Consider the following 24,092-nt stretch of genomic DNA (forward strand, 5'->3'; position numbering starts at 1 on the left):
TTTAATCCCCCCTTCGGTCATCGTTTTTTATTATGACCCGGCGCGTTTAATGAATTTAACTTGAGGACGAAATTTAGCTTGCGTCACAAAGCCTGTCGGGTGGTATAGTCGAAAAACACAACATCACGAAGATATTTGTTACAAATTAAATAATCCCAATATATTAGAGGAACTTATAGTTATGGACCAGGCTTGCTCCCTTGACTCCTTTCTGAATCGTGTTCAGCAGCGTGACCCGCACCAGAGCGAATTTGCTCAGGCCGTCCGCGAAGTAATGACCACCCTCTGGCCATTCCTGGAACAAAATCCCCGCTATCGTCAGATGTCCCTGCTTGAGCGCCTGGTTGAACCTGAACGCGTGATCCAGTTCCGCGTGGTCTGGGTTGATGACCGCAACCAGGTACAGGTTAACCGTGCCTGGCGCGTACAGTTCAACTCGGCGATCGGCCCGTTCAAGGGGGGCATGCGTTTCCATCCGTCGGTAAACCTGTCGATTCTGAAGTTCCTCGGCTTTGAACAGACCTTTAAAAATGCCCTGACCACCCTGCCGATGGGCGGCGGCAAAGGCGGCAGCGATTTTGATCCGAAAGGCAAAAGCGAAGGTGAAGTGATGCGTTTCTGCCAGGCGCTGATGACGGAACTCTATCGTCACCTGGGCGCCGACACCGACGTACCGGCTGGCGATATCGGGGTTGGCGGACGCGAAGTGGGCTTTATGGCCGGGATGATGAAAAAACTCTCCAACAACAGCGCCTGCGTCTTTACCGGGAAAGGCCTCTCCTTCGGCGGCAGCCTGATCCGCCCGGAAGCCACCGGTTACGGTCTGGTCTATTTCACTGAAGCGATGCTGAAGCGTCATGGGATGAGCTTTGAGGGCATGCGTGTCGCCGTATCCGGCTCCGGCAACGTGGCTCAGTACGCTATCGAAAAAGCGATGCAGTTCGGCGCACGCGTCATCACCGCCTCCGACTCCAGCGGCACCGTGGTGGATGAAGCGGGCTTTACAACCGAAAAACTGGCGCGCCTGTGCGAAATCAAAGCCAGCCGCGACGGTCGCGTGGCCGACTATGCCCGTGAATTCGGTCTGACCTACCTTGAAGGCAAACAGCCGTGGTCAGTGCCGGTGGATATCGCCCTGCCGTGCGCCACCCAGAACGAACTGGATGTTGATGCCGCGCGCCAGCTTATCGCCAACGGCGTGAAAGCGGTAGCTGAAGGGGCCAACATGCCCACCACCATTGAAGCCACCGACCTGTTCCTGGAAGCGAACGTGCTGTTTGCCCCGGGTAAAGCGGCTAACGCAGGCGGCGTGGCGACCTCTGGCCTCGAGATGGCGCAAAACGCCGCTCGCATGGGCTGGAAGGCGGAGAAAGTGGATGCGCGTCTGCACCATATCATGCTGGATATTCACCACGCCTGCGTCGAGTACGGCGGGGAAGAGAAACAGACCAACTACGTTCGCGGCGCGAACATCGCCGGATTTGTGAAGGTTGCGGATGCGATGATGGGTCAGGGTGTGATCTGATTGTGTGGCTGTGCCGGGTGGCGGCTTCGCCTTACCCGGCCTACAAAAACCTCAAACCGTAGGCCCGGTAAGCGCAGCGCCACCGGGCAAATTCTCAGGCCGCACTCTTCTTCTTAAACTTTTTCTTCTTGTCGCCGCCCGGTGCCACCATGCCGCGAAAATCCCTCACCGACGTATTTCGCGCCTGGTTGATCAGATCGAACAGCGTACCCACCAGTGGCTGCATAAAGTCCTGGTAGCGACACTGCTTTTCGCTGATCTGAGTAAGCACCGACTCCCAGTGGGCGGTCATGTCTGGCCTCGCGGCCATCTCCGGCAGGGAGTGGATCAGCGCCCTTCCGGCATCCGTCGAGTGGATATAACGCCCTTTCTTGTGCAGAAAACCGCGTTTGAACAGAAGCTCAATGATCCCGGCGCGGGTCGCTTCGGTTCCCAGGCCGTCAGTGGCGCGGAGGATCTTCTTCAGATCTTTATCCTGCACAAAGCGGGCGATACCGGTCATCGCGGAGAGCAGCGTGGCGTCGGTAAAGTGCCGCGGCGGCTGGGTCTGTCGCTCCACCACTTCGCCCTTCTCGCACAGCAATTCATCCTCTTTTTTCACCACCGGCAACGGCGTACCGTCGTTCTCCTCATCCCGCTCTTTATTGCCCAGCAGCGTGCGCCACCCTGCTTCCGCCAGAAAACGCGCCTTGGCAATAAACTTGCCTTTGGCGATCTCCAGCTCAATGACGCACTTGCGGAACACCGCATCGGGGCAGAATTGCATCAGATACTGGCGGGCCACGAGGGTATAAATCTTCGATTCGTTATCCGTCAGGTTGACGGAACTGCTGCGCGCGGTGGGAATGATGGCGTGGTGGGCATCCACCTTTTTATCGTCCCAGCAGCGGTTGCGGGTATCCGGGTTGACCACCGGCTGTGGCACGAGATCGGGGGCGTGTACGGCAATGGCGTTCAGCACCGCGTGGCGCCCGGCGAAATGCTCTTCTGGCAGGTAGCGGCTGTCGGAACGCGGGTAGGTAATGAGTTTGTGCGTCTCGTACAGCTTCTGGCAGATATCGAGTACGTTTTGCGCGCTCAGGCCGTAGCGTTTTGCCGCCTCGATCTGCAAAGCAGAGAGGGAGAACGGCAGCGGCGCGGGTTCTGATTCCCGTTTATCGTTATAGCTGGTGACGACGGCAGGCTGGCCCTGGATGCGGGTCACCACGTGATCGGCCAGCGGACGATGCAGCAGGCGTCCCTCTTCATCCTGGTAGGGTTCACAGGCCTCACTCGGCTGCCAGACTGCAGTAAAGCGTTCGTCCTTCGGGGTGACAATATGGGCTTTCACCTCGAAGAAGTCTTTGGCGACAAAGTTCTCGATCTCTTCGTCGCGACGCACCACCAGCCCCAGCACCGGCGTTTGCACCCGGCCAACGGAGAGCACCCCCTGGTAACCCGCGTTGCGCCCGAGAATGGTATAGGCGCGGGTCATGTTGATGCCGTAGAGCCAGTCGGCGCGGGCACGGGCCAGCGCCGACACGCACAGCGGGACAAACTCGCTGTTGGCGCGCAGACGGGTGATGGCCCGCTCTACCGCCTGCGGGTTGAGGTCGTTAATCAGACAGCGCTGCACCTGCTGGCGTTTTTCCGGCGCCAGACCCAGGTAATCCAGCACCTCGTCCACCAGCAGCTGCCCTTCCCTGTCCGGGTCACCGGCGTGGATCACCTCGGATGCCTCGTTCAGCAACCGCTTAATGACGTTGAGCTGTTTGGTGACCGACGGGCGCGGCTGCAGCTGCCACTTCTCCGGCACGATGGGCAGATCGTTAAGATTCCAGCGCGCATAGCGGCTGTCGTAGGCGTCCGGCTGGGCCTGCTCCAGCAGGTGGCCGATACACCAGGTGACCACCTGGCCGTTTCCGCACTCAATGTAGCCGTCACCCTTGCGATGCGGTTTGGGTAAAACGTCCGCAATCGCCCGGGCAAGGCTGGGTTTTTCGGCAATAAATAACCGCATTGAATTAACGGATCTCAATCATCGGACGGCCACCGCGGGCGGTCACCAGCTCGCCAATGGCGGTCAGGGTAATACCGAACTCGGCGGCGGTCGCGCGCACTGCCTCTTCGGCGTCTGGCGTCACGGCCAGCAGCAGGCCGCCGGAGGTCTGCGGGTCGCACAGCAGATCGCGCCACTCGGCAGGCATCTCACCCATCAGATGGCCGTAGCTGGCGAAGTTACGCTGCGTGCCGCCCGGGACCGCGCCTTGCGCAATGTAGGCTTCCACGCCCGGCAGCTTCGGTACCTCGTGATACCAGACCTGCGCCTGAACGCCTGCGCCCTGGCACACTTCGCTCAGGTGGCCCAGCAGGCCAAAACCGGTGACGTCGGTCATCGCCTTCACCCCCTCGATGTCGGCAAAGGCAGCACCGGCAAGGTTCATCTGGCACATCACCTCTGTTGCCAGCCCTTTGTGCTCAGGCAACAGCAGCGATTTTTTCTCGGCGGTGGTGAGCACGCCAATGCCCAGCGGCTTGGTGAGGAACAGCTTGCAGCCCGCTTCCGCGGTGCTGTTGCGCTTGACGCGCTCCGTTGGCACCACGCCGGTCACCGCCAGGCCAAAAATCGGCTCCGGGGCATCAATGGAGTGGCCACCCGCCAGGGCGATCCCCGCCTGCTGGCAGGCGAAACGCCCGCCCTCGATTACCTCGCGGGCGATCTCCGGGGCCAGGGTGTTAATCGGCCAGCCAAGGATCGCAATCGCCATGATCGGCTTGCCGCCCATTGCAAAAATGTCGCTGATGGCGTTCGTGGCCGCAATGCGCCCGAAATCGTAGGGATTGTCGACGATCGGCATAAAGAAATCGGTGGTGCTGATAATGCTGGTGCCGTTACCCAGATCGTAGACGGCAGCATCATCGCGGGTTTCATTGCCAACAAGCAGGTTCGGGTCGATAAACTTCGCCTGCTCGCTGTGCAGAATGGTTTCCAGCACTTTGGGGGAAATTTTACAACCGCAACCGGCTCCATGGCTGTATTGCGTTAAACGAATAGCTTGCTCGCTCATGACAATCTCCTTTCATTACAATTGCACTATGTTAGCGCTCATTCCATTAAGTGATAAGTATGACTGTCTGAATTCTGCTGCACTTGCTCAGGATCCAGACAGTTTTATGCCATTAATCAGAAACGGGTGATAAAAGGCGCGGTGTCAGGCACGGAAACGGTGGTGGAGGCTTTAAGCTGCGGGGTGCCCAGATAGAGGAAACCGACGATTTTATCATCTGCGCCGCAGTCGAGGCCTTCCCGCACGACCGGGCTGTCGGTCAGTGCGCCGCTACGCCAGATACCGTTATAGCCCTGGGCGACTGCCGCCATCTGCATCGCCATGACCGCGCAGCCCGCGGACATCTCCTGCTCCCACACCGGCACCTTGTGCTGCGGCTGGCATTTCGCGACCACGGCGATGATCATCGGGGCGCGGAACGGCGCGTTACGGGCTTTCTCAATCGCCTTTTCATCCTGCCCGGCGGCAACAGCGCCCTTCTCCAGCAGGGTGCTGAAGCGCTCGCGTCCTTCCCCTTCGATGATAAAGAAGTGCCACGGCTGCAAGGTACCGTGATCCGGGGCGCGCATTCCGGCGCGAAGAATATTCTCCAGCTGTTCGCCTGCTGGCGCGGGCTCCGCCAGACGCGCTGCGCTACGACGGTTAACAAGCAGTTCGAGTGCATCCATTGGGTTAACTCCTGTCTTGAAATTTACTCAAAATTAACACGACGGCAGATTTTGTTACAGCGTAGCAGGCGATTCCTGCTGACAAGTGACGGTCGGGTCATTACGATAGCCCGACAACGCCGTCCAGTAGCGACGGAATAGGTAATTATCTGGACAGGGAGAATACATGCGAACCCTCTGGCGACTGTTTGCCGGCTTTTTTAAATGGACGTGGCGACTGCTCAATTTCGTCCGCAACCTGGTGATGAACCTCTTTTTCATCCTGTTTGTGATAGTTTGCGTCGGTGTCTGGATGCACCTCAGCGCCTCCAGCCAGAGTCAGAGCGCCGGGCGTGGCGCGCTGCTGCTGGATATCGCCGGCGTGGTGGTGGATAAACCGTCCACCAGCAATCGCCTTGGCGTGCTGGGCCGCCAGCTGTTTGGTGCCAGCGGTGACCGTCTGCAGGAAAACTCACTGTTCGATATCGTCGACGCCATTCGTCAGGCGAAGGACGATCGCAACATTACCGGCATCGTGCTGGATCTGAAGAACTTTGCCGGGGCGGATCAGCCTTCGATGCAGTATATCGGTAAAGCGCTGCGGGAATTCCGCGACAGCGGCAAACCGGTGATTGCGGTGGGCGATAACTACAGCCAGGGGCAGTACTATCTGGCGAGCTTTGCCAATAAAGTGTGGCTCTCGCCGCAGGGCGCGGTCGATCTGCACGGTTTTGCCACTAACGGCCTCTATTACAAATCGCTGCTCGATAAGCTGAAGGTCACCACCCACGTCTTCCGCGTCGGGACCTATAAATCTGCCGTTGAGCCGTTTATCCGCGACGATATGTCCCCTGCCGCCCGTGAAGCGGACAGCCGCTGGATTGGCGAACTGTGGCAGAACTACCTCAGCACCGTGGCCGCTAACCGCCAGATCACCGCCGGGCAGGTCTTCCCGGGCGCCCAGGGCGTGCTGGATGGGCTGCGTAAGGTTGATGGCGATACCGCGAAATATGCGCTGGATAACAAGCTTGTGGATGCCCTGGGCTCAAGCGCCGAAATTGAAAAGTCCCTGACCAAACAGTTCGGCTGGAGCAAAGAGGAGAAGAACTACAGCGCCATCAGCTTCTATGATTATCAGGCGAAAAAACGTGCCGATACCGGGGACAGCATCGCCGTGGTCTTCGCGAACGGCGCGATCATGGATGGCGAAGAGACGCCGGGCAACGTCGGGGGTGATACCACTGCCGCACAAATCCGCGACGCGCGCCTCGACCCGAAAGTGAAAGCGATTGTGCTGCGGGTTAACAGCCCGGGCGGCAGCGTCAGCGCATCGGAAGTGATCCGCGCTGAGCTGGCAGCCGCGCGCGCCGCCGGGAAACCGGTGGTGGTCTCCATGGGCGGCATGGCGGCCTCCGGGGGCTACTGGATCTCCACCCCGGCGAACTACATCGTGGCGAACCCGAGCACCCTTACCGGCTCGATTGGCATCTTCGGGGTGATTAACACCGTTGAAAACAGCCTCGACTATCTGGGGGTGCATACCGATGGCGTCGCCACGTCGCCGCTGGCCGACATTGCCGTAACCAAAGCGTTACCGCCGGAAGTGTCGCAGATGATGCAGCTCAGCATTGAGAATGGCTACAAGCGCTTCATCACCCTGGTGGCCGACTCCCGTAAGCGAACCCCGGAACAGATCGACCAGATTGCCCAGGGTCACGTCTGGACAGGTCAGGATGCGAAGAGCAACGGTCTGGTGGATAACCTGGGCGACTTCGATGATGCCGTCGCCAAAGCCGCTGAACTGGCGAAGCTGAAGCAGTGGCACGTCGATTTCTATCAGGATGAGCCGACCTTCATGGATCTTGTGATGGACAGCGTCTCCGGCTCGGTAAAAGCCATGCTGCCAGACGCGCTGCAGGCTTACCTGCCCGCTCCGGTCGCCACGGCGGCGAAAGCGGTCAAAGCCGAGGGCGACAAGCTGGCCACCTTCAACGATCCGCAAAACCGCTACGCGTTCTGCCTCACCTGCGCTAACGTACGGTAATTCCCATCCCCTCTTCCGCGAAGAGGGGATTTTTCTTTGAAGCAAACGAACCTTACATCATGCAAAAGAAATCAATTTATGTGGCCTATACCGGCGGTACCATCGGTATGCAGCGTTCGGAAAATGGCTACATCCCGGTATCTGGCCATCTGCAGCGCCAGCTGGCGTTAATGCCTGAATTCCACCGCCCGGAGATGCCGGACTTCACCATTCACGAATATGATCCGCTGATGGACTCTTCCGACATGACCCCGGAAGACTGGCAGCACATCGCCGACGACATTAAAGCGCATTACGACGACTACGACGGCTTTGTGATCCTGCACGGCACCGACACCATGGCGTTTACCGCCTCGGCGCTCTCCTTCATGCTGGAAAACCTCAGTAAGCCGGTGATCGTCACCGGATCGCAGATCCCGCTGGCGGAGTTGCGTTCCGACGGGCAGATCAACCTGCTTAATTCCCTCTACGTGGCGGCCAATTTCCCGATCAACGAAGTGAGCCTGTTCTTCAATAACCGGCTCTACCGTGGAAACCGCACCACCAAGGCCCACGCCGACGGCTTTGATGCTTTTGCCTCACCGAACCTCACGCCACTGCTGGAAGCGGGTATTCATATTCGCCGCCTCGGTACGCCTCCGGCGCCGCACACCTCCGGCGAGCTGGTGGTCCATCCGATCACCCCGCAGCCCATTGGCGTGGTGACGATCTACCCCGGTATCTCCGCCGAGGTGGTACGTAACTTCCTCCGTCAGCCGGTGAAAGCGCTTATCCTGCGCTCCTACGGCGTGGGTAACGCCCCGCAGAACGGCGAGTTCCTGAAAGAACTTCAGGAGGCGAGCAGCCGTGGGATTGTGGTGGTGAACCTGACCCAGTGTATGTCCGGTAAAGTAAATATGGGCGGCTACGCCACCGGTAACGCCCTGGCGCAAGCGGGGGTAGTGAGCGGATTCGATATGACGGTCGAGGCCACGCTGACTAAACTTCACTACTTACTCAGTCAGGATCTGGATGTGCAGGCGATCCGCACCGCGATGATGCAAAACCTGCGTGGCGAACTGACGCCAGACGAATAAGGAGTTCCTATGAAGCAACGAGCCCTGTTACTGGTCGATTTACAGAATGATTTTTGCGCGGGCGGCGCGCTGGCGGTGGCCGAAGGCGACAGTACGGTAGACGTCGCCAACGAACTGATTGCGTGGTGTAAGGCGCGCGGTGAAGCGGTGGTTGCCAGCCAGGACTGGCACCCGGCGGATCACGGCAGTTTTGCCAGCCAGCATGACGTTGAGCCCTTTACCGAGGGCGAACTGGACGGCCTGCCGCAGACCTTCTGGCCCGATCACTGCGTGCAGCATACCGAAGGCGCAGAGCTGCATCCCCTGCTTAACAGCAAAGCCATTGACGCGGTGTTCCAGAAGGGTGAAAACCCTGACATCGACAGCTACAGCGCCTTTTTCGACAATGGGCACCGGCAAAAAACGGGGCTGGATCAGTGGCTGCGCCATCACGAAATTGTGGAGCTGATTGTGATGGGGCTGGCGACGGACTACTGCGTGAAATTTACCGTGCTGGATGCTTTGCAGCTGGGTTACCGGGTGAACGTCATTACCGACGGTTGTCGCGGGGTGAATATTCAGCGCCAGGACAGCGCCCAGGCGTTTATGGATATGGCGGCGGAAGGTGCGACGCTGTATACGCTGGCGGACTGGCAGGAGACGCAGGCCTGATAGCCTTGTGCCGGGTGGCGGCTACGCCTTACCCGGCCTACAAAACCCCCAGGCCCGTGCAAGCGCAGCGCCGCCGGGCAAAACCCCGTCACCCGTAGGCCCGTGCAAGCGCAGCGCCACCGGGCATAATTCTCATTAAGTCTCATAAAGTGAACTGCCTCGCACTCTCAGCGAGACGGCAATGTTATTCTTTTTTGGCACTTTTTTCGCCACGCCCTTACGTGGCGTGCTTTTTTTACCGTCAAAATTGAAGAGGAATTGCTATGAAACGTTTGCCCTTGCTGGCAGCTTTACCCCTGCTCTGCGCATCCATTGCTTCCGCCAGTTCGCTGATGTCCGTCGGCTATTTTAACGGTGGCGGCGACGTCACTGCCGGGCCGGGCGGGGATATCAATAAACTCGATGTTCGCCAGATCACCCACCTGAACTACTCCTTTGGTCTGATCTATAACGACGAGAAAGACGAAACCAATCCGGCGTTAAAAGACCCGGCCAGACTGCATCAAATCTGGTTATCTCCTAAGGTTGAAGCCGATCTGGCTTTGCTCCCTGTCCTGCGTAAACAGAACCCTGCCCTTAAGGTGCTCCTCTCTGTCGGCGGCTGGGGGGCTCGTGGCTTCTCGGGCGCGGCATCCACCCCGGAGACCCGCGCGGTGTTTATCCGCTCAGCTCAGGCGATCGTAGAGAAATATGGCCTCGACGGGATCGATCTCGACTGGGAGTTCCCGGTTAACGGCGCATGGGGGCTGGTCGCCAGCAAGCCAGAAGACCGGGCTAACTTTACCGCCCTGCTGAAAGAACTGCGTACCGCGTTCGGACATAAAAAACTGGTGACCATCGCGGTGGGCGCCAACGCCGAGAGCCCAAAAAGCTGGGTGGACGTGAAGGCAGTGGCGCCCCTGCTCGATTACATCAACCTGATGACCTACGACATGGCGTATGGCACCCAGTATTTTAACGCCAATCTGTATGACTCCAGCGCCTGGCCGACCGTTGCCGCCGCGGATAAATATAGCGTCGACTTTGTGGTGAACAACTATCTGGCCGCCGGGCTGAAGCCGCAGCAGATGAACCTGGGTATCGGCTTCTATGGTCGCGTGCCGAAACGTGCCGTCGAGCCAGGTATCGACTGGAGCAAACCGGACGCGCAGAAAAATCCCGCGACCCAGCCCTACTTCAGCGCACAGCAGATCGCCCTGTTCAAATCACTGGGCTACGATCTGACCAAAGATACCTACGTGAAATACAACGACATTGTGAAGACGTTTTTAAACGATCCGCAGAAACGGTTTACCGAACAGTGGGACGATGAGGCGAAAGTGCCGTGGCTGTCGGTGAAGTCCGATAACGGCAATCCGCTGTTTGCCCTGTCGTATGAAAACCCGCGCTCGGTGGCGATCAAAGCCGAGTACATCAAAGAGAAAGGTCTGGCCGGAGCGATGTTCTGGGAGTACGGCGCGGATGATAACAACCAGCTGGCAAAGCAGCTGGCCGAGTCGCTGGGGATAAAACACCCGTAACGTTAAACAGGCCCGGTGAGCCATTCACCGGGCTGCAATGGTTCTGATTACTGGACCTTCAGCGTCGCAATCGGCTTCGGTGCAATACCAAAATCTTCCTTCAGCTGCTGTTTGCTTTTCATCACCATCTGGCCCTGGGTGTCGATGGTCATATGCTGCGCTTCGGTGTTATTGCGCGCCTGCCAGAGCATCACCAGTTGCAGGCAATTCTCTTTCTGCTCCGGGGTCAGGGCCACGCCATCGGCCCATTTGCCCAGCTCTACCGCCGTGACCAGACGCTGATACACTTCCGGCGTCATGCCATTGATCATCTCTTCAATATTCATGTTAAATCGGGCTCCGAAGGAATAATTTGCTGAATCGATTTTTCAGCCTTTCGTCTGGTCGCCATTCTCGTCGTCGGTGAAGCTTAAGGAGGCGGAATTGACGCAAAAACGCTCGCCTGTCGGCTGTGGGCCATCCGGGAAGACGTGACCGAGATGGGCGTCACAGTTTCCGCAGCGGATCTCGATGCGCTCCATACCGTGGCTGAGGTCCTTCAGATAGTGAATAGCCTCTTCACTGACCGGTTCATAGAAGCTTGGCCAACCACAGCCAGAATCGTATTTACTCTGGGAGTTAAACAGCGCAGCGTCACAGACCAAGCAGTGGTAAACACCGTCCCTTTTGTTATGCAGCAGACGCCCGGTGAATGGCGGTTCCGTCCCGTGATTTTGCGTCACGTAGAACTGCATTTCGGTGAGGTTTTTTTTCAGTTCATCGGAGTTATGTTGATTCGACATAGGCTTACATCTCGCAGTTGAAACAGACAACTTTTACTGTCGATTCTAACAAAACATTAACACTGAAGTATGTACTTTTGATCTAAACTTACTCGTTGCGCAGAGGCGGTCAGACAAATGTGATCTACTCCACGTTTTTATGTGGGCAGCCCTTTAAAATTCCGTGCGCAGGCCCCATATGGGTGCAAGCTCCAAGGGAATGTGAGGTAGGTCAATCGAGCAAAGCTAATGCTAAGGATTGATTTGTCGCAATGATTGACACGATTCCGCTTGACGCTGCGTAAGGTTTTTGTAATTTTACACGCAACCTTTTATTCACTAACAAATAGCTGGTGGAATATATGACTATCAAAGTAGGTATCAACGGTTTTGGCCGTATCGGCCGTATTGTTTTCCGTGCTGCGCAGGAACGTTCTGACATCGAAATCGTTGGCATCAACGATCTGTTAGACGCTGAGTACATGGCATACATGCTGAAGTACGACTCAACTCACGGTCGTTTCAACGGCACCGTTGAAGTGAAAGACGGCCACCTGGTTGTTAATGGCAAAACCATCCGTGTTACTGCTGAAAAAGACCCAGCTAACCTGAAATGGAACGAAATCGGTGTTGACGTTGTTGCTGAAGCAACCGGTATCTTCCTGACCGACGAAACTGCGCGTAAGCACATCACCGCTGGCGCGAAAAAAGTTGTTCTGACTGGTCCTTCCAAAGACAATACCCCAATGTTCGTTCGTGGTGCTAACTTCGAAACTTACGCTGGCCAGGACATCGTTTCTAACGCATCCTGCACCACCAACTGCCTGGCACCGCTGGCAAAAGTTATCAACGACAACTTCGGCATCATCGAAGGTCTGATGACTACTGTTCACGCAACCACCGCGACTCAGAAAACCGTTGACGGCCCGTCTCACAAAGACTGGCGCGGCGGCCGCGGCGCAGCTCAGAACATCATCCCATCTTCTACCGGCGCAGCTAAAGCTGTAGGTAAAGTTCTGCCAGAACTGAACGGCAAACTGACTGGTATGGCGTTCCGCGTTCCAACTCCAAACGTATCTGTTGTTGACCTGACCGTTCGTCTGGAAAAAGCAGCAAGCTACGAAGAAATCAAGAAAGCAATCAAAGCGGCTTCTGAAGGCCCAATGAAAGGCGTTCTGGGTTACACCGAAGACGACGTTGTTTCTACCGATTTCAACGGCGAAGTGTGCACTTCCGTGTTCGATGCTAAAGCAGGTATCGCACTGAACGACAACTTCGTGAAACTGGTTTCCTGGTACGACAACGAAACCGGCTACTCTAACAAAGTTCTGGACCTGATCGCTCACATCTCCAAATAAGTGAGATGAGAAATTGATCCAAAAAGGCGACCCTGGTCGCCTTTTTTTTGCTTTAAAGACAGAGGATTGCGTAATGATTAAAACAATTTTTGCACTTCCGGTAGTCGAACAGCTTACCCCTGTGCTTTCCCGCCGTCAGATTGACGATGTTGAAGTGATCGTAGTTGACCATCCGCAGGTTCAGGCTTCTGTTGCCCTGCACGGCGCGCACCTGCTCTCCTGGCAGCCGGAAGGTGAAATGGAAGCGCTGTGGCTAAGCGATAACACCTCTTTCAAAAAAGGGGCCGCTATTCGCGGCGGCGTACCAATCTGCTGGCCGTGGTTTGGCCCGGCGGCGCAGGAGGGTCTGCCGTCGCACGGTTTTGCCCGCAACCTGCCGTGGACGCTGAAAGCCCACAACGAAGATGAGTCCGGCGTGGTGTTAACCTTTGAGCTGCAAAGCGATGATGAAACGCGCAAACTCTGGCCGCACGACTTCACTCTCTATGCCCGCTTTAAGCTGGGTAAAACCTGCGAGATCGAACTGGAAGCGCACGGTGAATTTGAAACCACTTCCGCCCTGCACACTTACTTCAACGTCGGCGATATCGCTGCCGTCACCGTGAACGGCCTTGGCGATACCTTTATCGACAAAGTGGATAATGCGAAAGAAGGCCGACTGACCGACGGCGCGCAAACCTTCCCGGATCGTACCGACCGCGTCTATCTGAACCCGGAAGCGTGCAGCGTTATCGAAGATACCTCCCTGAACCGCGCCATTGAAGTAATTCATCACCACCACAGCAACGTGGTTGGCTGGAACCCTGGCCCGGCGCTGTCAGTCAGCATGGGCGATATGCCGGATGACGGTTATAAAACCTTTGTCTGCGTAGAGACCGCCTGCGTCAGCGAACCGCAAAAAGCGACGGAAGAGAAACCGACCCGTCTGGGACAAACCATTCACATTGTGAAGCGTTAATGCCCTGCCCTTGCCCTCTCCATGCTGAGAGGGCATGACGCACACTTCACACCACGTCTAATGCCGTTTTGTTTTTCGGCGCCGGGAAGGCGGCATCCAGCTTCTGTAACGCCTCTGCTGAGAGGGTAATGCCCAGCGCGCCCGCGTTCTCTTCCACATGCATGATTGATGACGCCTTCGGGATCGCCATCACCCCAGGGTGACCGATCACCCACGCCAGCAGCACCTGGGCCGCCGTGGCGTTGTACTCTCTGGCAATCGCATTGACCACCGGGTGATTCATCAGCCCGGCGCGCAGTCGCCCGGCCTGCGCCAGCGGGCAATAGGCCATCACCGGCATCTGCTGTTGCTGGCACCAGGGCAACAGATCATATTCGATACCGCGTGAGGCCAGATGGTAGAGCACCTGATCGGTGGCACAGGCCTGCCCGCCCGGCACCTGTCCCAGCTCCTGCATATCCGCATAATCAAGGTTCGAGACGCCCCAGCGGCCAATTTTGCCCTGCTGTTGCAGCGTCTCCATCAGTTCGACAGTCTCTGCCAGAGAATAATTTCCCCGCCAGTGCAGCAGATAGAGGTCAATATGATCGGTGCCCAGACGGCGCAGGCTGGCTTCGCAGGCGGCAATCCCTTTTTTGCCACCGGCATTCCACGGGTAGACTTTGGAGACCAGAAAGACCTTATCGCGCTGGCCTTTGATTGCCTCGCCAACCACCTCTTCCGCACCGCCCTCGGCATACATCTCCGCGGTATCGATCAGGGTCAGCCCCCGCTCAATGCCTGCCCGTAAGGCATCGCTCTCCTGGCGGCGCTGGCTTGCCTTTTCACCCATATACCAAGTGCCCTGACCGATGGCCGGAAGCACCCTGTTGTCGCCAAAGTTGACGGTTTTTTCGCTCATAATACGCTCCTGTTTGTCTGCACCACCCTAAAACAAACGGGGCCCGAGGGCCCCGTTATGATGCACAAATTGCGCAGTACAAATGCACAATCAGAAACTGTAGGTCACACCCACCGACATCAGACCGGTCCACGATTTATCAACCATCGGGCTGTCTTTCACCTCATCGCTGAGACGGGTATAGCGGCCGGTACCGTAGACGTTCCAGTCCGTGGCGAATTTATAGCTGGCCGTCAGCTCCAGGTACGGTTGCCAGCTGTCGTCTGCATCGAAGCTGCGCAGGCCGCTGCGTCGTGCTTCGTTACGGGAAACGCCATAATAGTAGTCGTTGTAGTTGTCGCTGTTGTATTCCAGACCGATGCCCGGGGTGAGCGTCAGCCCGCCGTTGGTGTAACGGTACAACCACGCCAGATCCCAGATATAACCGTTACTGTTGTCGAGCGTGTCGCCAGCCAGGGCGGTGCGCAGGAAACCGTACTGCGTGTTATGTACCCATGAAATCCCCGCCATCATGGTGCTTTTACGCTTGTCCAGCTGGCGCAGCTGACGGTTGTCACTGTCGCCAGGCTTGAAGTGCGTCGGGTCGTAATAAGCCATGATGGAGAGTTTGTCGGTCTGGTCGTTCCACAGATAGTAGCCACCGCCCAGCCCACGGAACCAGAAGTTATCGCCTTCATAGGTGATAACCGGAACCGGGTAGAAATCACGATCGTACTGTTTATAAGGGCTATTGATTACGCCGACACCAGCACCAATTGACCACTGATTCTCCGCGTATGCTGTACTTACTGAGGTGGCAACGATAATCCCCAGTGCCAGAAGTTTGAGTTTGGTCACAATCCATTCTTTCCTGTAGTCAAATAATCAGCGAGTGAAGTGTAACCGTCATCTCCCCCATTGCTCAAAATTTTTTGTCTGCTAATCAATTTGATTAACAGAATATTTTGTTTGCGGCAGATGACGAAACGCTGTCACGCGCATTACCGTTCAGTGAAATAAGTGTGTTTGACGTTTAAGATTTGGCTATTTTTTTGGATGAGTTATTGATATGTCATTGAAATTAGTTTTGGCATACATGCAAGTTTTGCAAATGCCATCTACGCTTAATTTTAAGAAGCTGAATACCTGATCACCCCGCAGTTTCAGCCGCCCGACCTGGCACACGGGTTGCTGCTCTGGCAGTGAGGTGCAACGGATCCCGCTTCCGGGAGCCTCTACTATTCATATGAACGGCTCTTTTCCTGTGCTAAAAAACGAAAGGACGGCATGCCATGAATATATTCGATCACTATCGCCAGCGTTATGAAGCTGCCAAGGACGAAGAGTTCACACTGCAGGAGTTTCTTACCATCTGCCGGCAAGATCGCAGTGCTTATGCCAATGCGGCGGAACGACTATTGATGGCTATCGGTGAGCCAAATATGGTTGATACCGCCCAGGAGCCACGGCTTTCCCGTCTGTTTTCGAATCGGGTCGTCGCCCGATATCCTGCGTTTGAAGAATTTTACGGCATGGAAGATGCCATCGAGCAGATTGTCTCTTATCTGAAACATGCTGCTCAGGGTCTGGAAGAGAAGAAACAGATTTTGTATCTGTTGGGTCCCGTTGGCGGCGGTAAATCCTCGCTGGCCGAGCGGCTGAAATCGTTGATGCAGCGCGTACCTATCTACGTCCTGAGCGCCAACGGTGAACGTAGCCCGGTGAACGACCATCCGCTGTGCCTGTTTAACCCGCAGGAAGATGCGCAGATACTGGATAAAGAGTACGGCATCCCTCGCCGCTATCTCGGGACGATCATGTCGCCGTGGGCAGCGAAGCGCCTGCACGAATTTGGCGGTGATATCACCAAATTCCGCGTGGTGAAAGTATGGCCATCCATTCTGGAGCAGATTGCGATTGCCAAAACTGAACCGGGTGATGAGAACAACCAGGATATCTCTGCTCTGGTCGGTAAAGTGGATATCCGTAAACTGGAAAACCACGCGCAAAACGATCCTGACGCATACGGCTATTCCGGTGCGCTGTGCCGCGCCAACCAGGGGATTATGGAGTTCGTCGAGATGTTTAAAGCGCCGATTAAGGTGCTGCATCCACTGTTGACGGCAACCCAGGAAGGTAACTACAACGGGACGGAAGGTATTTCCGCCCTGCCGTTTAACGGCATTATCCTGGCGCACTCCAACGAATCTGAATGGGTTCAGTTCAGAAACAATAAAAACAACGAGGCGTTCCTTGACCGTGTTTACATTGTCAAAGTGCCTTACTGCCTGCGGATCTCCGAAGAGATCAAGATTTACGAAAAACTGCTTAACCACAGTGAGCTGGTTCATGCCCCTTGCGCCCCGGGAACCCTGGAGACGCTGTCGCGCTTCTCGATCCTGTCGCGCCTGAAAGAGCCAGAAAACTCCAGCATTTACTCGAAAATGCGTGTTTACGACGGTGAAAGCCTGAAAGATACCGACCCGAAAGCGAAATCCTATCAGGAGTATCGTGACTACGCCGGTGTCGATGAAGGGATGAACGGTCTCTCCACGCGTTTCGCGTTTAAAATCCTCTCCCGTGTGTTCAACTTTGACCACACCGAAGTGGCCGCTAACCCGGTACACCTCTTCTACGTGCTGGAGCAGCAGATTGAACGTGAACAGTTCCCGCAGGAACAGGCTGAACGTTACCTGGAGTTCCTGAAAGGCTATCTGATCCCGAAATACGCCGAGTTTATTGGCAAAGAGATCCAGACCGCCTATCTGGAATCTTACTCCGAGTATGGACAGAACATTTTTGACCGCTACGTCACCTATGCCGATTTCTGGATCCAGGATCAGGAGTACCGCGACCCGGATACCGGCCAGCTGTTTGACCGCGAGTCACTGAATGCGGAACTGGAAAAAATCGAGAAGCCTGCCGGGATCAGTAACCCGAAAGACTTCCGTAACGAGATCGTCAACTTCGTGCTGCGCGCCAGAGCGAACTTCAGCGGACGGAATCCAAACTGGACCAGCTACGAAAAACTGCGCACCGTTATTGAGAAGAAAATGTTCTCCAATACCGAGGAGCTGTTGCCGGTCATTTCGTTCAATGCCAAAACCTCAACCGACGAGCAGAAAAAGCACGACGATTTTGTCGACCGCATGATGGAGAAAGGTTACACCCGCAAACAGGTTCGCCTGCTCTGCGAATGGTACCTGCGCGTGCGTAAGTCGTCTTAACAGCCCAAAAAGCCCGGCGGCGTGTGGCTTGCCGGGCCTACAACAATGTTCCGTAGGCCGGATAAGCGTCAGCGCTGTCCGGCACTTACGGGCACTGAAAGTTGGCAAATGCAGTACGGGGGGCATATGACCTGGTTTATTGACCGGCGTCTTAACGGCAAAAACAAGAGCACGGTGAATCGCCAGCGCTTCTTGCGTCGTTATAAAGCGCAAATCAAACAGTCGATCTCCGAGGCCATTAACAAGCGTTCGGTGACCGACGTAGACAGCGGGGAGTCCGTCTCTATCCCGACGGATGATATTAGCGAACCGATGTTCCATCAGGGACGCGGTGGTTTGCGCCATCGCGTTCATCCCGGTAATGACCATTTTGTCCAGAATGACCGTATTGAACGTCCACAGGGGGGCGGCGGTGGCGGCGGCAGTGGTCAGGGCCAGGCCAGCCAGGACGGTGAAGGTCAGGACGAATTTGTGTTTCAGATCTCCAAGGATGAGTACCTGGATCTGCTGTTTGAGGATTTGGCCCTGCCGAATCTGAAGAAGAACCAGCATCGTCAGTTGAACGAATACAAAACCCACCGGGCCGGTTTTACCGCCAACGGCGTGCCGGCAAATATCAGCGTGGTGCGTTCGCTGCAGAACTCACTGGCGCGCCGTACCGCCATGACCGCGGGCAAACGGCGTGAACTGCGCGAGCTGGAAGCAAGCCTGGATAGTGTGGCGAAAAGCGAGCCAGCGCAGCTGCTGGAAGAGGAGCGTTTACGCAAAGAGATCGCCGAACTGCGCGCCAAAATCGAGCGTGTGCCGTTTATCGACACCTTTGACCTGCGTTACAAGAACTACGAAAAGCGTCCTGAGCCTTCAAGCCAGGCGGTGATGTTCTGCCTGATGGACGTTTCCGGCTCGATGGATCAGGCTACCAAAGATATGGCCAAACGCTTTTATATTCTGCTCTATCTCTTCCTGAGCCGAACCTATAAGAACGTGGAAGTGGTCTATATTCGCCATCATACCCAGGCCAAGGAGGTGGATGAGCATGAGTTCTTCTACTCACAGGAGACGGGGGGGACTATCGTTTCCAGTGCCCTGAAGCTGATGGATGAGGTGGTGAAAGAGCGTTACGACCCGGCGCAGTGGAACATCTATGCTGCTCAGGCGTCGGACGGTGATAACTGGGCAGACGATTCGCCGCTGTGCCATGAAATTCTGGCGAAAAAACTGCTGCCGGTTGTGCGTTACTACAGCTATATCGAGATCACCCGCCGCGCTCACCAGACGCTGTGGCGTGAGTATGAACATCTGCAAAGCACGTTTGATAACTTCGCGATGCAGCACATTCGCGACCAGGACGATATCTATCCGGTATTCAGAGAGCTTTTCCATAAGCAATCTGCCACCAGCAACAGTTAACGCCACCGCCGGTCATTGACCGGCGGTTTTACGTTAGCTTTCTGTCAGAACGTAACGTTCATTTTTGCCCACACGGTCCGACCCGGTTCATTGACCGGCGTGTCGGAGGAGTAGCCAAAGCTGCTGTTCCCCGCCAGGTTAAGATGTTCGCTGTAGTTTTTGTCCAGCAGGTTATCGACCCCACTGCTCAGCTTCAGGTAGTTATTCACCTTCCATGCCGCGTTGGCGGAGAGAATGGCAAAGCCAGCGCTCTGATCGAAATCTTTGCCGACCACGTTACCTTCGTTCATCGCCACCCGATGCTGCGGGCTCACCATGCGCAGCAGGCCGGTTGAACTCCAGTCGCCCTGCTCCCACGTGAGGCCAAGACGCGCCTCCAGCGGCGGCATTTGCGGCAGCGGCTGGTGGTCGTCCGTGTTCTCCCCCCAGGAGTAGTTAAGGGTAGCGTCGGTTTTCCACTGATCGCTCAGCTGCCAGGAGGCGCCCATCTCCCCACCCATAATGGTGGCATCCACGTTGTCGGCCTGGCTGACGTGGGAATCGTCCGGATCGTAGCTAAACAGGATAAAGTCGTTGATGCGCCCGACATAGGCGGAGATCCACCCGGTGGTACGCTCGCCTTTATACTGGGCGCCGACGTCAAGCTGGGTGGTTTGCTCTGGTTTGAGATTATCAAAGACATCCGAGGTGCCGTCCGGGCCATAGGTGGGCGAAAACAGCTCCCAGTAATCGGGGAATCGTTCGGTATAACCGAGCCCGGCGTAGACCATCGCCGGTGCCGCGCCCAGATTATGCTCCACGCGCAGGAAGCCCGCCGGAAGGGTATCCTCGCGGCTGTCGCTGCCGATGCCGGTATAGTTATCCACTTCGACCTTATCCAGACGCGCGCCGCCAATCACTTTACTCAGATCGGTCGCATTCCACGTCAGCTCGCCGAACGCGCCATAATCGTGAAAACGTGCATCCTCCTGCCAGCCTTTGTCCTCATCATCTTCATTGCTGCGATGGGTGTTGGTCTGCATATCCAGCCCGCTTTGCAGCTGGAAATCTGACCATAGCCAGGTCCCCACCATCCTGCCGCCGACGGTGCGACGATCGACCTGTTTTTCCATCGGCATCGACATATCCATCGATCCCATCGGCATGCCGTTCATGGAGCCGGAGTCCGGGGTCCCGGGGGAGCGCATGGAGTAGTTGTCCATGATGTGGTTGGCGTAGTTGTAATAGGCACTCATCTCCAGGGAATCGAAAATGTCGCCGATATTCTCTTTCTTAAAGCGCAGGCCCAGGCTTTCGCGCTTGAACTGGGATCCGTCCATGCCGCGCCCGGCATAGCTTGCGTCGCCATCCCCCTGACCGGCGGTGAGTTCCAGTAACGTATCCGCATCCGGTGTCCAGCCGATGGCCAGATCGGTGTTCCACTTGTCCCATTTCGAGGCCACGCGATCGCCGTTACCGTCTTTGTAGTCGCCCGCTTTCGATTTATTGCCGTTGAGGCGTACATAGCCCGTGTCGTTACCGAAGCTGACGTCGGCATTTTCATCGAAGCGGTCATTCGAAGCGGCGAGAAAGCTGGCGTCGCCCTTGATGCCGGCGCTGTCAAAACGGGGCGGTTCACGTTCGAAGCGTACCGTCCCGGCGGAGTTCCCCGGCCCCCAGAGTACGGTTTCCGGCCCTTTGGTGACCGTCAGCAGATCGTAGCTTTCCGGCGAGATGTACGAGCTTGGCGCATCCATTCGCGCCGGACAGGCGCCGAGCATTTCGCTGTCGTTGGTCAGCAGGCGCAGACGTGAGCCAAACATGCCGCGAAATACCGGATCGCCATTGCTGCCGCCATTACGGATCTGGCTAAAGCCGGGGATGGTTTTGAGGTAATCCGAGCCGTCGCTGGCCGGCACCGGCTGGCGCGGGGTTTTGGGCGACGTGACCACTTCAAGTGGAGAAAGAACCGGTGCCGTCACGGTGATCACATCCTGATCGTTCACCGGTGCTGTGCTGATAGTCCCCGCGGCAAGCGCTGCGCCGGAAAAGGCGGTGAGCAGCGCCAGAGCCAGAGGATGGGGGGGAAACGTAAATTTTTTCATTGCTGTGCCTGATTGAAGAGTGGCGTGGTGTACCGCTGCGAAACCGAATCCTTTCGATAACGAAAGCGCTTAACGAGCAGGCACATAAACTACGTAAAGTTTGCCGAAGGGGGTAAACCGGAACAACGTTGCGTGAGGAGAATAAGAGCGGTAGAAAAAAGTTGAAAATTGTCATGTTGTTGGTTTTGCTGATACTCAACGCCAGCAGCGAATATTCAAAATAACGCCATTTTTTCCCGACTGAACCGCCTGTCCGTGGCGTTAATCCGCACCGTCTCTCCACTTCAGGCAATCGCCCAAATCACACTCTTTTTTGCACAAAACCCTTTTTACCGGCACGCGAGCACGTAAAGTAAGCAGGCTTACTTTTCTATTTTGGCAAGGAATACCCTATGTTTGACCCTACCCTGCTCATTCTTCTGGGCCTGGCCGCGCTGGGCTTTATCAGCCATAACACCACGGTCGCAATATCAATTCTGGTTCTGATCATCGTTCGCGTGACGCCGCTTAGCGGTTTTTTCCCGTGGATTGAAAAACAGGGGCTGACCGTGGGGATCATCATCCTGACCATCGGGGTGATGGCCCCCATCGCCAGCGGCACTTTACCGGCTTCCACGCTTATCCATGCCTTTATGAACTGGAAATCGTTGATCGCCATTGCCGTGGGGGTATTTGTCTCCTGGCTTGGCGGTCGCGGCGTTACGCTGATGAGCTCTCAGCCCACGCTGGTCGCGGGCCTGCTGGTGGGTACGGTGTTAGGCGTGGCGCTCTTCCGCGGCGTCCCGGTCGGCCCGCTGATCGCCGCCGGGCTGGTGTCGTTGTTTATCGGGAAGTCGTAGCGAGGCTGGCGACATACCGGGCCGGGGTCTGGCCCAGTCCCTTTTTGAACATCGTGATAAATGCCGTGGTGGAGTCATAACCCAGGTTTTGCGCCACCTGCTGCACCGACTGCCCGCTAATGAGCCCTTGCAGGGCGACAATCAGCTGGAGCTGATGCCGCCAGCGGCGAAAGCTGAGCCCGGTTTCGCTGACCACCAGCCGGGCGAGATTGCGCTCACTCATCGCAAAATGGCGCGCCCACTGGTGCAGCGTCTGCCAGGCGGCAGGCGATTCGGCCATGGTGTCACTCATCAGGCGGATTTTGGGGTGCGTGGATACAGGGAGCTGCAGCTGCTCCTGGGGCTGTCGGGGCAGCTCATCAAACAGCACCTGCACCAGCCGCCGGGTGGCAGGCTCCTGCTCAGCGGGGCTGCGCTCCGCCAGGGTCAGGATCAACTCCCGCACCAGAGGTGAAATTTTCAGGGTGCAGCAGCGGTCCGGCATCGATACCGCGCCGGGTTCAATAAACAAAAAGCAGAGGCGGGCGCTGGGCGTGGCCTTATTGCTGTGCGGCAGCAGGCCGGGGATCCAGACGGCGAACTGCGGGGGCACCATCCACATGGCATTTTCCACCTCGCAGGTAATGGCTCCGTGCAGGGCGAGAATCAGCTGGCCTTTGCGGTGCTGGTGGAACGGAATGCGTTGCTCATCTTCCACCACGCGTACATGAAACGCCACCGCAGGATCGTGCTGGCTGTCGGGATCGTATCCCGCAAGGCCGAGTCCAGGCATCATTTTGTCCGATATTAGCGATAATCTGTCATTTTAGCTTGATTTCAACCACGGTGAAAATGCGTATCCTGTAGCCTCATTTCGACGTAAGAGATTCCCATGACCCTTGCCCTTTCTGCTACCGGCAAACAGCGAGCGCTGTTGATTGCCGGGATCCTGATGATTGCCACCTCACTGCGGGTGACCTTTACCGGTGCAGCGCCGCTGCTGGATGCTATTCGTACAGATTATGCCCTGACCACCGCCCAGACCGGACTGCTTACCACCCTTCCCCTGCTGGCCTTTGCGCTGATTTCGCCGCTGGCGGCCGGCCTCGCCCGGCGCATCGGGATGGAGCGCAGCCTCTTTATCGCCCTGCTGCTGATCATCGCCGGGATTGCCCTGCGTTCGCTTCCCTCTTCGGCATTGCTGTTTGGCGGCACCGCCATCATTGGCTGCGGTATTGCGCTGGGCAACGTCCTGCTGCCGGGGCTGATCAAACGCGATTTCCCCGGCCAGGTGGCGAAACTTACCGGGGCGTACTCCCTGACCATGGGAGCTGCCGCCGCGCTGGGCTCGGCGCTGGTGGTGCCGGTTGCCCTGAGCGGCGCGGGCTGGCACGGCGCGCTGTTAATGCTGATGGTATTTCCTCTGCTGGCCCTGCTGCTGTGGCTTCCGCAATGGCGTCAGCGCCCTGCCGGCTCCCTGAGCGGCGCCCGCGCCCTGCACAGCCGGGGCATCTGGCGTTCCGCACTGGCCTGGCAGGTGACGCTGTTTCTGGGGATTAACTCGCTGATTTACTATGTGATTATTGGCTGGCTTCCGGCGATCCTGCAGAGTCACGGATACAGCGAAACCGAGGCGGGTTCCCTGCACGGGCTGTTACAGCTGGCGACCGCGGCACCGGGAATTGTCGTGCCGCTGATCCTGCTTCGCCTGAAAGATCAGCGCGGTATCGCCGGACTGGCGGCGATGATGTGTGCGGTAAGTGCTGCCGGGCTGTGGTTTATGCCAGCGATGGCGGTGATGTGGACGCTGATTTTTGGCTTTGGCTCCGGTGCGACGATGATCCTCGGCCTGACGTTTATTGGCCTGCGCGCCAGTTCGGCCCATCAGGCGGCAGCCCTTTCCGGGATGGCGCAATCGGTCGGCTATCTGCTTGCCGCCTGTGGCCCGCCGCTGATGGGTAAAATCCATGATACCAACGGCGACTGGCGGATCCCGCTGCTGGCCTGTGCGCTGGTGTCAGTCATCATGGCCGTGTGCGGGATCCTTGCCGGGCGTGACCGGGAGATCACACCCGGCTAAGCCCTT

20 protein-coding genes are annotated in these 24,092 nt (G+C 56.9%); 11 read left to right on the forward strand and 9 right to left on the reverse strand.

From position 1 onward, the window contains the following. Nucleotides 1–181 precede the first annotated feature (181 nt). Nucleotides 182–1,525, forward strand: coding sequence for an NADP-specific glutamate dehydrogenase (gdhA, locus tag ACOKCT_RS00250; protein ID WP_103179265.1), 1,344 nt, complete (start codon nt 182–184; stop codon nt 1,523–1,525). Between the two features lie 94 nt (nt 1,526–1,619). On the opposite strand, the gene ACOKCT_RS00255 is transcribed toward gdhA, so the two are convergent. The 3 genes from ACOKCT_RS00255 to ACOKCT_RS00265 all read right to left on the reverse strand — a co-directional run bounded on the left by ACOKCT_RS00255 (nt 1,620) and on the right by ACOKCT_RS00265 (nt 5,240). Beyond that, nucleotides 1,620–3,524, reverse strand: a complete 1,905-nt coding sequence (locus ACOKCT_RS00255) for a DNA topoisomerase III (protein WP_420193034.1) — start codon at nt 3,522–3,524, stop codon at nt 1,620–1,622. A gap of 4 nt (nt 3,525–3,528) precedes the next feature. Continuing rightward, a complete protein-coding gene (gene selD, locus ACOKCT_RS00260; protein WP_103179263.1) occupies nt 3,529–4,572 on the reverse strand; it encodes a selenide, water dikinase SelD in 1,044 nt (347 codons plus the stop codon). A 116-nt stretch (nt 4,573–4,688) separates the two neighbouring features. Next, nucleotides 4,689–5,240, reverse strand: coding sequence for an NAD(P)H nitroreductase (locus tag ACOKCT_RS00265; protein ID WP_156654341.1), 552 nt, complete (start codon nt 5,238–5,240; stop codon nt 4,689–4,691). A gap of 166 nt (nt 5,241–5,406) precedes the next feature. Here ACOKCT_RS00265 and sppA point away from each other — a divergent pair, with 166 nt between their 5' ends. From sppA to ACOKCT_RS00285, 4 genes are all read left to right on the forward strand, one after another. Continuing rightward, on the forward strand, nt 5,407–7,263 hold the full coding sequence (gene sppA, locus ACOKCT_RS00270; RefSeq protein WP_420193035.1) for a signal peptide peptidase SppA: 1,857 nt from the start codon (nt 5,407–5,409) through the stop codon (nt 7,261–7,263). A gap of 59 nt (nt 7,264–7,322) precedes the next feature. Next, a complete protein-coding gene (ansA, locus tag ACOKCT_RS00275; protein ID WP_103179260.1) occupies nt 7,323–8,339 on the forward strand; it encodes an asparaginase in 1,017 nt (338 codons plus the stop codon). Between the two features lie 9 nt (nt 8,340–8,348). Continuing rightward, on the forward strand, nt 8,349–8,990 hold the full coding sequence (gene pncA, locus ACOKCT_RS00280; protein WP_103179259.1) for a bifunctional nicotinamidase/pyrazinamidase: 642 nt from the start codon (nt 8,349–8,351) through the stop codon (nt 8,988–8,990). Between the two features lie 263 nt (nt 8,991–9,253). Continuing rightward, complete coding sequence (locus ACOKCT_RS00285; protein WP_103179258.1) at nt 9,254–10,510, forward strand: glycoside hydrolase family 18 protein; 1,257 nt, start codon at nt 9,254–9,256, stop codon at nt 10,508–10,510. 47 nt (nt 10,511–10,557) lie between these two features. Here ACOKCT_RS00285 and ACOKCT_RS00290 read toward each other — a convergent pair whose 3' ends face one another. Then, complete coding sequence (locus ACOKCT_RS00290; RefSeq protein ID WP_103179257.1) at nt 10,558–10,836, reverse strand: YeaC family protein; 279 nt, start codon at nt 10,834–10,836, stop codon at nt 10,558–10,560. Between the two features lie 42 nt (nt 10,837–10,878). Further along, nucleotides 10,879–11,292 (reverse strand): peptide-methionine (R)-S-oxide reductase MsrB, encoded by a 414-nt coding sequence (gene msrB / locus ACOKCT_RS00295; RefSeq protein WP_103179256.1) that lies wholly within the window; start codon nt 11,290–11,292, stop codon nt 10,879–10,881. Between the two features lie 341 nt (nt 11,293–11,633). Between msrB and gapA the strand changes: the two genes are divergently transcribed. After that, entirely contained in the window at nt 11,634–12,629 is a 996-nt protein-coding gene (gene gapA / locus ACOKCT_RS00300) for a glyceraldehyde-3-phosphate dehydrogenase (RefSeq protein ID WP_061495017.1), read from the forward strand. Between the two features lie 73 nt (nt 12,630–12,702). After that, the gene (locus ACOKCT_RS00305; protein WP_103179254.1) at nt 12,703–13,587 is read left to right on the forward strand and encodes a D-hexose-6-phosphate mutarotase; all 885 of its coding nucleotides are present in this window, start codon (nt 12,703–12,705) and stop codon (nt 13,585–13,587) included. Between the two features lie 46 nt (nt 13,588–13,633). Here the strand turns inward: ACOKCT_RS00305 and ACOKCT_RS00310 are convergent, their stop codons facing one another. Next, nucleotides 13,634–14,488, reverse strand: a complete 855-nt coding sequence (locus ACOKCT_RS00310) for an aldo/keto reductase (RefSeq protein WP_180209302.1) — start codon at nt 14,486–14,488, stop codon at nt 13,634–13,636. Between the two features lie 90 nt (nt 14,489–14,578). Then, nucleotides 14,579–15,325: a MipA/OmpV family protein gene (locus ACOKCT_RS00315; RefSeq protein WP_420193036.1), complete on the reverse strand. Its 747-nt coding sequence runs from the start codon at nt 15,323–15,325 to the stop codon at nt 14,579–14,581. Nucleotides 15,326–15,759: 434 nt separating this feature from the next. Between ACOKCT_RS00315 and yeaG the strand changes: the two genes are divergently transcribed. Beyond that, complete coding sequence (gene yeaG, locus ACOKCT_RS00320; RefSeq protein ID WP_103179251.1) at nt 15,760–17,694, forward strand: protein kinase YeaG; 1,935 nt, start codon at nt 15,760–15,762, stop codon at nt 17,692–17,694. A 126-nt stretch (nt 17,695–17,820) separates the two neighbouring features. Then, nucleotides 17,821–19,104, forward strand: a complete 1,284-nt coding sequence (locus ACOKCT_RS00325; RefSeq protein WP_420193037.1) for a YeaH/YhbH family protein — start codon at nt 17,821–17,823, stop codon at nt 19,102–19,104. A gap of 44 nt (nt 19,105–19,148) precedes the next feature. On the opposite strand, the gene ACOKCT_RS00330 is transcribed toward ACOKCT_RS00325, so the two are convergent. Continuing rightward, nucleotides 19,149–21,188, reverse strand: a complete 2,040-nt coding sequence (locus ACOKCT_RS00330) for a TonB-dependent copper receptor (protein WP_420193038.1) — start codon at nt 21,186–21,188, stop codon at nt 19,149–19,151. A gap of 392 nt (nt 21,189–21,580) precedes the next feature. Between ACOKCT_RS00330 and ACOKCT_RS00335 the strand changes: the two genes are divergently transcribed. Next, the gene (locus tag ACOKCT_RS00335) at nt 21,581–22,027 is read left to right on the forward strand and encodes a DUF441 domain-containing protein (RefSeq protein ID WP_103179249.1); all 447 of its coding nucleotides are present in this window, start codon (nt 21,581–21,583) and stop codon (nt 22,025–22,027) included. On the opposite strand, the gene ACOKCT_RS00340 is transcribed toward ACOKCT_RS00335, so the two are convergent. Further along, nucleotides 22,011–22,802 carry an AraC family transcriptional regulator gene (locus tag ACOKCT_RS00340; protein ID WP_103179248.1) on the reverse strand — a complete coding sequence of 264 codons (792 nt, stop codon included), beginning with the start codon at nt 22,800–22,802 and terminating at the stop codon, nt 22,011–22,013. The two genes, ACOKCT_RS00335 and ACOKCT_RS00340, sit on opposite strands and share 17 nt — an antisense overlap. Before the next feature lie 96 nt (nt 22,803–22,898). On the opposite strand from ACOKCT_RS00340, the gene ACOKCT_RS00345 reads away from it, so the two are divergent. Then, complete coding sequence (locus ACOKCT_RS00345) at nt 22,899–24,086, forward strand: CynX/NimT family MFS transporter (RefSeq protein ID WP_103179247.1); 1,188 nt, start codon at nt 22,899–22,901, stop codon at nt 24,084–24,086. Nucleotides 24,087–24,092 lie beyond the last annotated feature (6 nt).

It is taken from the genome of Leclercia sp. M-A074-M (genome assembly GCF_965195605.1).
GTDB lineage: Bacteria > Pseudomonadota > Gammaproteobacteria > Enterobacterales > Enterobacteriaceae > Enterobacter.